We start from the raw sequence: 14242 nt of genomic DNA, 5'->3' as shown, positions 1-14242 counted from the left end.
TTCAAGGGCAGAATGAAAAAAAACCGTTTTTTTTCTTATTTCTTGCCTTAGTTTTTACGGAAAATGCAACGCGACACCTATCTTTAGTTCGCACCTTCGCGGGTGAACACCGCGGCGGCACAAACCGACATCGTCTCTAAAAATTAAAAATGCCCATTACGTTCGCAATGGGCATTGGTCCTGTTTTCAATCGTTATGGTTATTTAGCAACCATAACCATAGCAGGACGCACTACGCGACCGTTCAGTTCGTAACCTTTTTGCATTACAAACATCACCGTGTTTGACTCATGATCAGGGCTTTCTTGAATCGACATTGCTTGGTGAAGTTCAGGATTAAATACTTCGCCTTCTGGGTTGATTTCTTTCAGGCCAAATTTAGCAACAACGTCGACGAACGTTTTGTGGGTTAGCTCTATCCCTTCAAGAATTGGCTTAACAACCTCACTTTCTGTGTCTGCGGCTTGAATAGCGCGCTCAAGATTATCGATAACTGGAAGCAGTTCTTCAGCGAACTTGTTCAATGCGTATTTACGCGCTTTATCGATTTCTTGCTCGGTACGACGACGCATGTTTTCAACATCCGCTTTTGCACGTAGCACCGAATCTTGCTGCTCTTTTACTTTGGCTTCACTAGACAACAATGCCGCTTCTAACTGAGCAATCTTCGCGTCTTTCTCATCACCAATTTCCTCAAGTTCCACTTCGGCTTCTTGAGCTTCAGCTTCGACTTTCTCAACTTCTTCGATGATTTGATCTAGCTCTTCTTCAGTAACTTTATTTTCTTCGTTGCTCATGATATCTCCAGAATTCAACACAGTGCCGTTAATACTGTCGGCGAGTAGCCTGAGTCAACGACACAAAAATTCGCATATTTAGGTGACTTGCCATTATTATGGGGATGAAGATTCCTGATTCAAGCCTCTTTAATGCGGAAATGATATGAAAAATCCATGTAACGTGATCGCGATTATTGGTAAACCAAGAGATCAACAAGCAATTCAAACTCATAAAGAGCTTTACCAATGGCTAACAGCTGAAGGTTACAAAGTATTTATTGACGACCGTCTCGCGGCAATTCTTGACGATATTCCGTCAAGTCAATTTGCCAGTTTAGTTGAATTAGGTAAAAACGCAGATTTAGCGATTGTCGTTGGTGGCGATGGCAACATGCTTGGTGCGGCCCGAATCTTATCCCGTTTTGACGTCGCAGTGATCGGTGTAAATCGAGGTAATCTAGGCTTTTTGACCGACTTAAGCCCAGATGACTTTCAGGCCTCCCTAAAAGCAGTACTCGACGGTGAATATATTGAAGAAGAGCGATTTTTGCTGGAAGCCGAAGTACACCGTCACGGTCAAATAAAAAGTCATAATGCAGCGCTAAACGAAGCAGTCTTACACCCAGGTCAAATCGCCCACATGATTGAATTCGAAGTGTACATCGATGACAGCTTCGCGTTCTCCTTGCGAGCCGATGGGTTAATCATTTCGACTCCAACAGGCTCCACCGCTTACTCACTCTCAGGTGGCGGCCCTATTCTCTCGCCAAGTTTGAATGCCATTTCATTAGTGCCAATGTTCCCGCACACTCTATCCAGCCGACCACTGGTGGTTGACAGTAAACGTCGTATTAAACTGGTCGTTTCTCCGGATAACCGCGGAACGCAAGAAGTGAGTTGTGATGGACAAGTGTCACTACCCGTCTCACCTGGTGATGAAATCCATATATATCAAAGCCCTAATGTACTCAAACTTATCCACCCCAAGGACTACAGTTATTATCATGTTTTGCGCAATAAACTGGGGTGGTCAAGTAAGCTTTTTTAACCTTAGATGCTCTCTGTAACGCATTTCATTTCAAAGAATAATCCATAGCATTTCCAAGAGTCTCTATGATTCCAAGAGGCTCTTTTTTCATATCTGATCACAAAAAACCGTTCGTATATTAAAAATCTCCCCACCCACCTTTACTGTATAAAGAAACAGTATATACTGTTCTCATATACAGTATGTTTGGTTATACAGGTAAAGAAAAAATGCTGGCTCATTTAAGTGTTAATAATTTTGCGATTGTGAAATCTTTACAACTCGAGCTTTCCAAAGGAATGACCACCATTACCGGTGAAACAGGCGCGGGTAAATCCATTGCTATCGATGCGTTAGGGCTTTGCTTAGGCGGCAGGTCTGATGCAGGTATGGTAAGACAAGGAGAAGCGAAAACCGAAGTGAGCGCCGCTTTCTTACTGGATAACAACGTACATGCCACACGCTGGTTAGAAGATAATGATCTCCTCGATGGTAGTGAATGCATCTTGCGCCGCATCATCACAAAAGAAGGCCGTTCACGAGCTTTTATAAACGGTAGTCCAGTCCCTCTTTCACAACTCAAATCTCTTGGACAACTTTTAATCAACATCCATGGCCAACATGCACATCATCAGTTAATGAAAAGCGACCAGCAAATGGCGATGCTGGACCAATATGCTGGTCATCACAACCTATTGAAAAATACACGTGGTGCCTATCAGAAATGGCGTCAAGCAGACAATAATCTCAAGCAACTTAAAGAGAATAGCCAACAAAATCAGGCACAAAAGCAATTGCTTGAATATCAAATCAAAGAACTGAATGAGTTATCGCTAGGTGAAGAAGAATTTACAGAGCTCGAGCAAGAGCACAAACGACTGTCTAACAGTGGAGAGCTTGCCACTACCTGCCAACAAGCCATCGAACTTATTTACGAAAGTGATGAAGTCAATGCGCTTGGTATTTTGCAATCGGCCAATCACTCCCTAATACAGCTCGCCGAAATGGATGAAAAGCTCTCTGACTTACCTAACATGCTGTCAGAAGCAATGATTCAATTGGAAGAAACGAAAAACGAGTTACGAAATTACTTAGATGGTATTGAGGTCGACCCTGCGCGGATGGCTTATGTGGAAGAACGCTTTTCCAAAGTCATGTCGATAGCGCGCAAGCATCACGTCATGCCAGAGGATCTCTATCTGCATCATCAAGATCTTTTGTCTCAGATTGAAGCTTTAGATTGTTCTGATGAAAAATTGGAAGCATTGAGTCAAGAAGTAGAACAGCACTACCAAGGTTTCTTGTCGAGCGCAGAGAAGCTGCATAAGTCACGTAGCCGCTACGCAAAAGAGCTTAACAAGCTGATTACGCAAAGTATGCATGAGTTAAGCATGGAAAAAGCCGTGTTCAGTATCGAAGTAAACAACGACAACATACACCCGTCACCGCTTGGGATGGACAGCGTTTGTTTCTTAGTCTCGACCAACCCCGGGCAACCATTACAACCGATTGCCAAAGTTGCCTCAGGGGGAGAGCTATCACGTATTTCTCTCGCGATCCAAGTCATTACTGCGCAAAAGGTCGATACTCCGAGTCTAATTTTCGATGAAGTTGATGTCGGTATCAGTGGTCCAACAGCCGCAGTGGTCGGCAAAATGTTACGAAAACTGGGCGAATCCACACAGGTTATGTGTGTCACTCACCTTCCTCAGGTAGCGGGTTGTGGTCACAACCAAATGTTTGTCGCCAAACAGACCAAAAAAGGTCACACCGAAACACAAATGTACACTCTGGATGAACAGCAACGTGTGGCAGAATTGGCTCGCCTACTCGGCGGCAGTCAAATTACCGACTCAACACTCGCCAACGCAAAAGAACTGCTAGTCGCAGCTTAACATTGACGATGGCAGAATCATTCATGCTTTTTCAGTGTCACTGATTCTGTCATCTTTAAATGCCTTTGCGACATCATTTGAGCAATGTACACTGTCTTGATACAGAGATAGATGCCGAATATCTGTCAATAAATGCAACTCAAATCAAAATTCGTTGTCAGATTCCCTACCGTACGACGCATAGCTTTTTACATCTGCGTCGAGCTTGTTTATTATCAGCGCAGTATTTTAAAGGTTACTAAGAAATTATTATGCAATTAAAGAAGTGGTTAGTTGCCGTACCATTAGCAATGACATTGCTGACAGGATGCTCGGTGTTAGAAAAACTGGTTTATCGCATTGATATCAACCAAGGCAACTATGTAGAACAAAGTGCAGTGGATAAATTAAAGTTTGGGATGACTAAAGCACAGGTTCGCTTCGTACTGGGGTCGCCAATGCTCATCGAAAACGGCTACCCAAACACATGGTATTACATTTACCATCACACGCCAGGTCACGGTGACCCTGTCCAGAAAGATCTTATCGTCAACTTCGATGACCAAGGAACGCTGGCAGATATTAGCGGTGACTTCCCGAAAAGCGATACGTTTTACGAACAGATTCAGTAACAAACAGATTCAAAAAAACCTCCTAACTAGGAGGTTTTTTATACCCTATGAATGGTTCGAGCTACTCATTTTTACGCGAAGCGTTCGGCTTACCGCCCGTCACAGGATCTGCATTGCCTGCCGCTTTCGCCTGTTCAGCGCGCTTGCGACGAATCTCTTTTGGATCAGCAAGTAAGGGGCGATATATTTCAATTCTGTCTCTGTCTCGCACCGTCGCTTCTAATTTTACATTACGACTAAACACACCAACCTTATTCTTAGACAGGTCGATTTCTGGATACAGCTCCAGTACCCCAGATTGACGAATGATCTCTTCTACCGTCGCGTGGTTATTAACGACTAAGTTAAAAACGCGCTGCTCATGAGGAAGGGCATAAACAACCTCTACATGGATCATGTCGGACTCAATACTCATAGCACATATACCTGTTTAGCCCGTTTGGTAAAGGCGTTTACCATATTGTTGGTCAATTCATTGAAAATTTTACCAAACGCCATTTCAATCATTTTGCTTGAAAATTCAAACTCTAGCTTGAGCTCTACCTTACACGCCTGTTCATCCAGCGCAGTAAAAATCCATCCTCCACGCAAGGTTTTAAAAGGACCATCCACCAAGTTCATCATTATCGCCTGTCCAGGAACAAGCTCGTTGCAAGTTGTAAAGGTCTTGCTAATACCAGCCTTTGCAACATCAACCGACGCCACCATGCCGCTATTTGAAGAATCAATAACTCGAGAACCAGAACAACCTGGCAAAAACTCGGGGTACTTAGCAACATCATTGACCAGATCAAACATCTGTTCTGCACTAAAAGACACCAACGCTGAACGGCTGATTTGCTTCATAGATACTCCTATCAATACTTGTACAGATTAAAAGCTCGTGTCAATTTTACTTTTATTCGACGATTGCGCAAATAAAAGGATTTCCTAACCGATATCCAAGCCGTATAATGACGCCATTATGGCAAAGAAAAAATCAAAACAAAAAGCGGGTAGTAATACTATTGCGCTCAATAAAAAAGCTCGCCACGAGTATTTCATTGATGATGAAATCGAAGCTGGCTTGGAGCTCCAAGGTTGGGAAGTGAAAGCCCTTCGCCAAGGTAAAGCCAATATTTCAGAAAGTTACGTATTTATGCGTGACGGTGAAGCCTTTGTGAGTGGCATGACAATCACTCCTTTAAATCAGGCATCGACACACGTTGTGGCGAACCCTACTCGTGTGCGTAAACTACTAATGAGTCGTCGTGAACTCGATAACCTGCTCGGTCGTGTAAACCGAGAAGGCATGACTCTAACAGCGCTATCTTTATACTGGTCTCGCTCTTGGGTTAAGATGAAAATCGGCGTAGCGAAAGGTAAAAAGCTGCACGATAAGCGTACTGATCTGAAAGAAAAAGACTGGGCAAGAGAAAAAGCACGCGTAATGAAGAGCTCATTGCGTTAATCTTGACCACTTAAACGCATAGTACTGGACAGCTAATGCTTTTCTGTTACTATGCAAATCATACCTTGGGGCTGATTTAGGATTCGACGGGAATTCAGAAGTCTGAGGTGCATGCCGAGGTGCGGTAGGCCTCGTTAACAAACCGCAAAAAAATAGTCGCAAACGACGAAAACTACGCACTAGCAGCTTAATACCCTGCTGAGAGCTCTCTCGCCCTAGCTTCCGCACGTAAGACGGGGAATAACGAGGGATCAAACCCAAACGCGCTAGCCCGGATTCTCCCGCCTGAGAGATGAACGGCGAATTATAATTCAGGCTAGTCATTCATTAGCGTGTCGGTTCGCAGGTGGGTGGCGAAATTAAAGATCGACTAAGCATGTAGTACCAATGATGAAAGGTTTTCGGACGCGGGTTCAACTCCCGCCAGCTCCACCAATCGATTGGAAAAGGCCACCCTCGGGTGGCCTTTTTTATTGACCTCAACACAATAAAAGCCTTACCCCACAAGGGCTCACCCTGAAATCCCTCTCAGTTCTGATACTCCATAAACAATCATAGAGTTCATTAGAGCTTAGACGTTTAGTATTCCTTTTAGTATTCCCTATAATGAAGGTGGTTTTTTGAGAATACTAAAAGGCAAACTATGGCTAGGCAATCAACTCCTCTAACGGATAGCAAAATACGAACCTACAAACCTCAAGATAAAATCTGCATCCTCTCAGATGGCGGTGGCTTACAACTAAAAATCAAACCTAACGGCTCCAAGCTATGGAACTTTAACTACTACCATCCAATCACTCAAAAGCGGGTCAACATGGGCTTAGGCTCATATCCTGACATAAGCCTGCGAGCAGCGCGAGAAACTGCTCAGCAAGCTAGAACCTTGGTTAAAAGTGGAGTAGATCCTAAAGAGGCACGCGAGCAGAAAAAAGCTGAACACGTGGCGATTGTTGAGCACACACTTTTTAACGTAGCCCAAAGCTGGTTTGATATGAAAAAAGCCAGTATTACCCATGACTATGCTAATGATATTTGGCGATCTTTTGAGCTGCACATTTTCCCTTCGCTAAAAAGCCAGCCAATCAGTCAAATTAGCGCCCCTGAAGTGATCGCAATTCTTCGAAATATCGAAAGCAAGGGAGCACTCGAGACTGTTCGACGTCTTACACAACGGGTGAATGAAATCATGCGCTATGCGGTTAACCATGGCCTTATTCACTCAAACCCATTAGAAGGCATTAAAGACGTTTTCAAAAAACCCAAAAAACAGAATATGGCAGCACTATCACCAGATCAATTGCCAGAACTAATGCAAAAGCTCCCCTATGTAAATTTGAAGCTTACTACCCGTTGCCTGCTTGAATGGCAGTTGCACACAATGACTCGCCCAAAGGAATCGGCATCTGCAAAATGGAGCGAAATCGATTTTGATAATGCAGTTTGGATAATCCCAGCGGAAAGAATGAAGAAAAGACGTGAGCATCGTGTTCCCCTAACCCCGCAAGCACTACAAATTTTAGAGCGCATGAAACCTATTAGCGGCAATCGTGAGCACATCTTTCCTGCTGACCGTGATCCTAAAAAACCAATTCATGAGCAAACTGCAAATGCGGCGCTAAAACGTATGAACTTAACAGGCCGAACAACCGCCCACGGCTTCCGTTCACTGGCATCAACAACACTGAATGAGCAAGGGTTTGAGCCTGACTTAATCGAGGCGGCTCTTGCCCATGTAGATGACAACGAGGTGCGCCGAGCTTACAACCGTACAGACTTCTTAGAACGTAGAAGACCCATGATGCAGTGGTGGTCAGAGCATATTCAAGCTGCTGCTATAGGAACTGCCACAATAAGCGGCCGCAAAGCCCTTAAGGTGGTGTGATGGCCATACCTAAATCATTTTTTAAACCGCTTCCAGCTTATGAGTGGACGGAAGAAGTCGCCGAAAAACTAGCCGGAAAAATACACAGTGCACAATTGACCAAAAAAGAGAGAGCACAAGAAAAGCAAAGACAGAAAAAAATCCTATATCAAGCGGCAAAGAAAATAATTACTAATTTTCCAACGGAGCTTGGCCATCCTCGCCCCCATCTTACTGTACGTTAAAGCCTTTGTATGAGCGTATTGCTGTGCTTAATCATGAGGTTGAGCGCCAGCTATTTGGAAAATATTACATATACCAGAACCTAGGCTCTTGGTTTGTTGAGTGCTTCCTTCCTTCGGACTTAGCAGAACGGTTTGATCATACTGATGAGATTTACGAATTAAACCTACAGGGAAATGAGGGAAAAAGCCGCAAACACCGAGAAGATGCGGCATTACTAGCTCACTTGCTACGCTGGTGGACTAGCCGTGGAAATCCAATAGAGACGTGGAATCAAAAAGATAACCATCTTGTTGAGTTCCTAGCATCTACCACTGGCAGAGCATACGAAACAATCACTGATATATTAAAAACAGTTAAACCGAACCCAAAGCCAAAGATTCCTGAGGAATACGAAAACCTCGATGTATTTAGTTCCCAGATTTACAGCGCAAATCCAGCTTGTCAGCCGACCAAAGAACAAGTCAGAAACTACAAGCTCGTGAAAAATGATAATGATGTGAAAAAACTGGAAAGCCTATTATCAAACATTCCCAATAATTACAAGGGTAATTTCACCAACTTTTTTCCCTAAAAGTCCCCCTAATAAATTAGAAGGGCTTTTGCCATGATTAGCCCCGTCATAAACACTCAGGAGGCTACATGAGCAAACCAACAATACTAATCCGTATTGCCGATGTGAAGGCAATGACCGGATTATCCCAAGCGACAATTTACCGCATGATGAAATCTGGAAAATTCCCACAGCATTTGGATCTTGGCAGCGGCCGCACGGTCGCATGGCGTAGAGATGACGTGCAAGACTGGATTGATACCCGCCCACTTCGCAGCAAGGTGCTAAAGGTGAGTCAATGAGCACACACAACCGCACAGGATTTGTAATCAAATGGAGAAAGGGACTCGCTGTCACTGCTCACATCCTCCTAGATACAGGTGAAACCGCCTGCAAAATTGAGAAAAGCCTACGTGAGGGGGTTAACGATAAGAGGTACGAAGTTATGGGGCAAAGGCCGGATAACTGCCACGTGTGCAAAACCTGTTTAAACGCTCTAGGATTACCGGAAAACTCGATGCCACCACAATCCAGCCTCTTGCCAGAATAAACAAACTCAAATATCAAATAGCCCTGTAAGCCACACAGGGCTTTTTATCGAAAACCCAATGTCTGACACTTCCTACATATCAGAACAAGAGCTAGCCGAACTGTGCACAAGCGCAGGGCTCGAGACGTCAACACGCACAATCAGGCGTTACTATCAAAAAGGTATATTAACTCCCCAGCATAAGATAAAAGGCCGCCCCGTTGGCTGGCCGCGCTCATACATTGAGCAACATCCACGCTTTAGAGCTGTGGTAGAAAATCACACCGCACCACCTGCCAGCCTAAAGAGAAAAAAGCGTAAACCTGTGTTATACAAATCATGTCAATATAAGGGGCAAACAATTAACTGTAGCCCTAGCAAGCCATGCTACTTATCAATTCTCACTCATCTAGTTACCGATATACTGTGCCTCACAGAAACCATGAACAAATCTGTTGGGCTACTGGTTGTCATTCGTGATCCCAAGCTGGTTGAAAAATCGCTAAAAAAACTAAAAAGGAGAATCTCTAAAGCGTTCAAAATTGACTACGGCGAAGTGCACCACTGGCACAAAAAAGAAGTAGGAAAAAGCAACGGTGAACACTCACACATTGCAATCTTGTTTGACTCAAGCAAGCGCTCATATCGAGCAAAAGCCCGTATATCAGAGGTTCTCGACGTAATGGGAGATGAGGTTTGGATAGAACATAAAAGCGGCCGTGGAAAGAAGGGGATTCATGTAATGACTACACAACAAGACATTGAAGACTTTATTTACCACACCTCATACCTAGCGAAAGTCAAAACAGCCAAAAACAACAAACCGTCTTTTAGCAAGTCTAGAGGAATTAAAACTCATTTAAAATGAATAACAAATCACAAGTCAATGCCTGAGATACTTTTCACAGAGCCAAAAATGAGAACTCCTGACGAGAAGTGGCCAACTTCACTTGGTCAGCCCAAAAACGGAAAAAAAGCAGGCACGTCTTATGTAGCAAGGGGCGCAAGCTATACAGCAGTCCTGCCCTCATCACCTTCCCTCTTTACTTACCCGTGCTAACCGCACAGAACCTTAGTAGTCACAACTGCGCTAGCGAATAAATATGAAAAGCCTTCTCTGATCTCGAATGTGCAACTATTCCCCTCCCCCGCAGCAGATTGAAAACTAGCAAAAAGAATGGCTCACCCGCTCCGTCTTAATCAGTAAGCTATACACTACTTTTTCAAAGGTGGTCGATTACCAATCCAATTAGTTACGACCGGAAGGCAATATAGCCTGCTCCAAACAATTAGGTTTGAGCATTATGAGCACCTATTGAGCAACTAAAGAGTTATGGTCTACCTCACTTCTGCCCCTTTTGGTTGTAGCTTCAAATCCAATACACATTTTCGCAATGTGCGTTTGGCTTACTAAAATTAATCCATCGAAGTATGAATGTTAGACTTTCTAAAATTATGAACCATTTTGCAGTATAATCTCCCATGCTTCTAGCTAACATACTGATTATCAATTAAGTTACGATAAGAAAGACCGCGTTATTGAACGATAAAAGACGGCTAAAAGCAGTGTAGAAAGCCTTAGGCGAAAAAGAGTATAAAAATGAGATTACCTCAAAGACCAGAATCCCATCAATTGGAAACGGATTCGATTAACAATTTTAAAGCAGCATTACCAAGAAACTGGGATGCATCTACTCCAGAGAATGACTATGGAATTGATTTGGTTGTGCATATCTTTCGAGATACAAGTGCGACTGGGCAAGAGCTGTTAGTGCAATTGAAAGCGTCGGGGCATTCGAATGCGACAACTACTGGTAACTCAGAACGAATTACCCTAAATGTATCTACTTACAATATGCTAATGAGTAAATTACAGGTGGTTATGTTAGTAAAATATGTGGCAGTTGAAGGTCGAGCATACTGGCAGCTTCTTAGTCAAATAGACGAACCAAATCAAAGTCAGGAAACAATGACGGTACATATCCCTAGGGCTAATGTGTTGTCCGAAATTAATTGGCAGCAGATTAGTAGTTATGTAGATCATATACACCACCAAAAGTTAGGTCGAAGAGAACGAATCAACCTTGGGGATTTCGCCTAACAAGGCGTTATACAGCAGAATAGGAATTATGAAATATCTAACAGATGAAATACATGAGTGGGCACTTGGATCAAGCTCTCGTACAAATGGTGACTACGACGATATATACAGAGCTTATCAGCTCTGGAAGCATGCTCAGGAGCTACTAGTAAGTAGTGATCATGAGCTTTATAGATCGGACTGTATAGCAAATCTGAAAAGGGCAATTAATCATCGACTACAAGCGATTGAGAGGATTTATAAAATAAGCAAGTTGCCGTTAGAAATTTCTTCTAAAAAAGTTCTAGATCGTTATGAATATCTAGGTTTGATCAGACCAATGGTGCTGAATGAACTTATCAAAGTGCGCAATGTTATTGAGCACCAAGACCAAACTCCACCAGAAAAAGAAAAATGTGTTTATTATATCGATATTGTTTGGTATTTCTTGAAAAGTACAGATTCATTAGTTGATAACATTGTAGAGTCGGTGGAATATATTGATGATGAAGATAATGTAGTTACCATTGATGTTAGTCCTGGTGATAATTGGGTTTTCACGGCATGCCTAAAAATTGAGGCGTCGTTGTTGAGTGCTGAACATAAAGCCCAATATATAGAACTTAGTGAAATCGTGAGCCCCAATGAAACGGGCCGTGTTATAGCAAGAGTTGAGTTAAAGCCCAATACTAAACAGCTCTTGACCTTAGTAAACGAGTATTTTGGCTCGGCTAGCTTTTGGCATGAAGATCGTTTTGTGCAACAACTAGCTGTATAACAAGCAATTTCAGAGGGATTCACAACGCTTAGCACTTTTGCTTCTACTTCAGTTTTAGTGTTTATGGCACAATGCTTTAGGTTTGGGTGTAGGCGTTGTTCACCCCTTAATTGGGCGATACGTAAAGGTAAATAATGGAACAAATACTGTTAAATTTGTCATCAACTGATTGGTGGTTTACGGGACTCTTTTTTGCTCTTTTAGGTTCTTTTTTACCAAAGATTATTAGTATCATTTGGAAGCGCTCTGTAGAGCATTTACCTAGTTTAGTTCGAGGTTTTAATAGAACACTCAGATTTAACTTATTGGTAAATGTAAGAAAGCATCGAGATGAAGACCACTTCATAACCTGGGTTATTTGTCGCTATTGGTTAGGTTGCTTTATGTCATTAATGTTAGCTTTATCTATTGCTGGCATCTACGCTCTAAACAGCCTCGAAGCAATCCTTCCATATCGAGGGCACTTATTGTTTGTTGTTGTTTTTATAGCCATATTGAATCAGCTAATATTCAGGCAGAAAAATTTTATTTTTTCACTAATTACTCAGAATAAGAAAGTTAAAAAATGGAAGAGCGTTGGGCGAAACGTAAAACAAAGCGTTTAAGACGGATTCCCAACGCTTGGCATTTTTAGTTTAAATAGGCTTCAGTGTTTACGGCACAATAGTTTAGGTCTGGTGGTAGCGTTGCTCACCACTTAACGCTGCGTTAGTTGCTGTTCAACAACGTTTAGATTTCGTGAGGTTTATATGGCACATTTCGTTAACTTCGAAAAAATGAGAGAGAAAATATTTATTCTGAACAATGTTGTTTTGTCTGGAGAAGCTTTTGCTATTAAATATAGGGTAGGTATTGAAGGTGTGCCATCCTTGTACCCTAAGTCAGAGTACTGGACAATGCTCAAGCGTATTGTCAGCAATTCATGTTTAGAGTTGTCTGTTTTGATCCGAAACTCCAAAGAATTAAGAGATCTAAAAGAAGGTAAATCGGAATCCCATAAAATAATAATGTGTGCAGACTTTATCGACCATAAAGTTGGGAAGTATGACTTCATGTATATTGCCAATAAAATTATACACGCGAAGTCTTTTCTATTGACGCCTGTAGGCTCGAATCAGTATGAAGAGTCTTTTGAGTGGTGGGATGGATTAATCGAGGTATCCGGTACCTCTCAAGGTGGGAAAGATTGGAGTCTAAGTTTTAACCTTTCTGATTGGCTTGGAAGCATAGTTAATTTTCTCAATCATTCGCAATTGGTGCTTTCTAAAATTCAAATGGACTCCTACGATATTCAACGCAGAAACTAACAAACGACTAAGGTTTCAATGTACTTTTTCTTATCTAAAATGATGCTACTAAATGATTTGAGCTAAGAAGCTTTATCCCAAAAGCTTCCTAGAAGCTGATCAAAGTATATTGTCTGCCAACGGTTATCTATTTACGCTTGCCTGAGCTAGCAGCACGTGCAGCAACCACTACTAGCGGCTAGCCCAAAGATAAGATTGATTATCACCTAGATAAAGGTAGAAATATTTTTAGTATTCCCGTTAGTACTCTCAAAAGATTTAAAAAACAATAAAAACAATTAAAATCAATAAGTAAAACTCTCAATTCAGATGACGCCAGCCCACCAATCGATTGGAAAAGGCCACCTTCGGGTGGCCTTTTTTGTATCAAAAAAATATAAAGTTCAACGAGTTAACTCGCTTTCCTGTGTCATCGCACCTCATATCTGCTCACGCTTTTAGAACCCTATGACTTATCCTATCCTCGTATCCAAGATATTTTTCGTGCTAGATCGGGTATAACAAAATCGCAAGACGTGTCGTTCAACTGACAAATAAAAAGTAAAAAGCACCGTACACCTCTCTACTAACTGAAGAAATGACCATGATGTCGTAGATGTCGTATTGGTGGAAGCAGATCGGGCCATGCTCAGTGATAACACTCACTCAGCGATAGTATGATCGTACAGATTATCGAGAACGCAGAGAGATTATGGTTTGACGAAGCAAGCATATTCTCAATCAAGAGTGTCATTGACAGTAATAGCTTGAAACAAAATAATCGTAATCACTCAAAACTGGACATTTTCGCGCTACCGACGTTGGTAAATTAGTAGCTGACGGATTGCTCCTTATATAAAAAAACTCGCTTAGCTTCACGCGCAATTTTGTGCCGATCAACTTTTGGAGTGACACAGTTCTATCTTCATGACTCTCCTCAAATAGCTTAATTTATCGATAGGATAACGGCTGTCCATACAGAGTTGAATCTTGCTCGTTTTCTTAAGTTTATCTTAAGTGATCAGGACTAACATTGAACCTGTCGATATATTACCGATTTTGATAGGACGAACTATATGAATCTTAAGTCACTTTTCATCACAACGTTTGCAATGACTGGTCTCATGTCTTTCAGCGTATTTGCTGATCCT

17 protein-coding genes and 1 other RNA gene are annotated in these 14242 nt (G+C 42.2%); 15 read left to right on the top strand and 3 right to left on the bottom strand.

The window, feature by feature from the left end; translation table 11 throughout:
• Positions 1 to 199: 199 nt before the first annotated feature.
• Positions 200 to 796: a nucleotide exchange factor GrpE gene (gene grpE / locus SU60_RS09665; RefSeq protein WP_041155339.1), complete on the bottom strand. Its 597-nt coding sequence runs from the start codon at positions 794 to 796 to the stop codon at positions 200 to 202.
• 145 nt (positions 797 to 941) lie between these two features.
• Between grpE and nadK the strand changes: the two genes are divergently transcribed.
• The 3 genes from nadK to bamE all read left to right on the top strand — a co-directional run bounded on the left by nadK (position 942) and on the right by bamE (position 4311).
• Positions 942 to 1826: an NAD(+) kinase gene (gene nadK, locus SU60_RS09660; protein ID WP_041155338.1), complete on the top strand. Its 885-nt coding sequence runs from the start codon at positions 942 to 944 to the stop codon at positions 1824 to 1826.
• A gap of 209 nt (positions 1827 to 2035) precedes the next feature.
• Positions 2036 to 3700, top strand: a complete 1665-nt coding sequence (recN, locus tag SU60_RS09655; RefSeq protein WP_041155401.1) for a DNA repair protein RecN — start codon at positions 2036 to 2038, stop codon at positions 3698 to 3700.
• A gap of 251 nt (positions 3701 to 3951) precedes the next feature.
• The gene (gene bamE / locus SU60_RS09650) at positions 3952 to 4311 is read left to right on the top strand and encodes an outer membrane protein assembly factor BamE (RefSeq protein ID WP_041155337.1); all 360 of its coding nucleotides are present in this window, start codon (positions 3952 to 3954) and stop codon (positions 4309 to 4311) included.
• A gap of 61 nt (positions 4312 to 4372) precedes the next feature.
• On the opposite strand, the gene SU60_RS09645 is transcribed toward bamE, so the two are convergent.
• Positions 4373 to 4726, bottom strand: coding sequence for an RnfH family protein (locus SU60_RS09645; protein WP_041155336.1), 354 nt, complete (start codon positions 4724 to 4726; stop codon positions 4373 to 4375).
• Positions 4723 to 5157 (bottom strand): SRPBCC family protein, encoded by a 435-nt coding sequence (locus tag SU60_RS09640; RefSeq protein WP_041155335.1) that lies wholly within the window; start codon positions 5155 to 5157, stop codon positions 4723 to 4725. Before SU60_RS09640 ends, SU60_RS09645 begins: the two co-directional genes overlap by 4 nt.
• A gap of 118 nt (positions 5158 to 5275) precedes the next feature.
• Here SU60_RS09640 and smpB point away from each other — a divergent pair, with 118 nt between their 5' ends.
• The 12 genes from smpB to SU60_RS09585 all read left to right on the top strand — a co-directional run bounded on the left by smpB (position 5276) and on the right by SU60_RS09585 (position 13112).
• On the top strand, positions 5276 to 5761 hold the full coding sequence (smpB, locus tag SU60_RS09635; protein WP_041155334.1) for an SsrA-binding protein SmpB: 486 nt from the start codon (positions 5276 to 5278) through the stop codon (positions 5759 to 5761).
• A 67-nt stretch (positions 5762 to 5828) separates the two neighbouring features.
• Positions 5829 to 6196, top strand: a transfer-messenger RNA (tmRNA) gene (ssrA, locus tag SU60_RS21345).
• 208 nt (positions 6197 to 6404) lie between these two features.
• Positions 6405 to 7643, top strand: a complete 1239-nt coding sequence (locus tag SU60_RS09630; protein ID WP_041155333.1) for an integrase domain-containing protein — start codon at positions 6405 to 6407, stop codon at positions 7641 to 7643.
• Entirely contained in the window at positions 7643 to 7867 is a 225-nt protein-coding gene (locus tag SU60_RS09625; protein ID WP_041155332.1) for a hypothetical protein, read from the top strand. Before SU60_RS09630 ends, SU60_RS09625 begins: the two co-directional genes overlap by 1 nt.
• Positions 7868 to 7872: 5 nt before the next feature.
• Entirely contained in the window at positions 7873 to 8439 is a 567-nt protein-coding gene (locus SU60_RS09620) for a hypothetical protein (protein ID WP_128814654.1), read from the top strand.
• Between the two features lie 68 nt (positions 8440 to 8507).
• Complete coding sequence (locus SU60_RS09615; protein ID WP_041155330.1) at positions 8508 to 8720, top strand: helix-turn-helix transcriptional regulator; 213 nt, start codon at positions 8508 to 8510, stop codon at positions 8718 to 8720.
• Complete coding sequence (locus tag SU60_RS09610) at positions 8717 to 8968, top strand: hypothetical protein (RefSeq protein ID WP_041155329.1); 252 nt, start codon at positions 8717 to 8719, stop codon at positions 8966 to 8968. The genes SU60_RS09615 and SU60_RS09610 overlap by 4 nt, the downstream gene beginning before the upstream one ends.
• 421 nt (positions 8969 to 9389) lie before the next feature.
• Positions 9390 to 9815 carry a hypothetical protein gene (locus SU60_RS21670; RefSeq protein ID WP_128814653.1) on the top strand — a complete coding sequence of 142 codons (426 nt, stop codon included), beginning with the start codon at positions 9390 to 9392 and terminating at the stop codon, positions 9813 to 9815.
• Positions 9816 to 10547: 732 nt separating this feature from the next.
• Positions 10548 to 11048: a DUF4365 domain-containing protein gene (locus tag SU60_RS09600; RefSeq protein WP_041155327.1), complete on the top strand. Its 501-nt coding sequence runs from the start codon at positions 10548 to 10550 to the stop codon at positions 11046 to 11048.
• A 28-nt stretch (positions 11049 to 11076) separates the two neighbouring features.
• Positions 11077 to 11805: a hypothetical protein gene (locus SU60_RS21015; protein ID WP_052481520.1), complete on the top strand. Its 729-nt coding sequence runs from the start codon at positions 11077 to 11079 to the stop codon at positions 11803 to 11805.
• Between the two features lie 134 nt (positions 11806 to 11939).
• Positions 11940 to 12410, top strand: coding sequence for a hypothetical protein (locus SU60_RS09590; RefSeq protein ID WP_041155326.1), 471 nt, complete (start codon positions 11940 to 11942; stop codon positions 12408 to 12410).
• A gap of 144 nt (positions 12411 to 12554) precedes the next feature.
• A complete protein-coding gene (locus tag SU60_RS09585; RefSeq protein WP_041155325.1) occupies positions 12555 to 13112 on the top strand; it encodes a hypothetical protein in 558 nt (185 codons plus the stop codon).
• Positions 13113 to 14242: the final 1130 nt, after the last annotated feature.

Source organism: Vibrio mytili, from assembly GCF_000830505.1.
Lineage (GTDB): Bacteria > Pseudomonadota > Gammaproteobacteria > Enterobacterales > Vibrionaceae > Vibrio > Vibrio mytili.
This window is presented reverse-complemented; position numbering and strand designations above follow the sequence as displayed.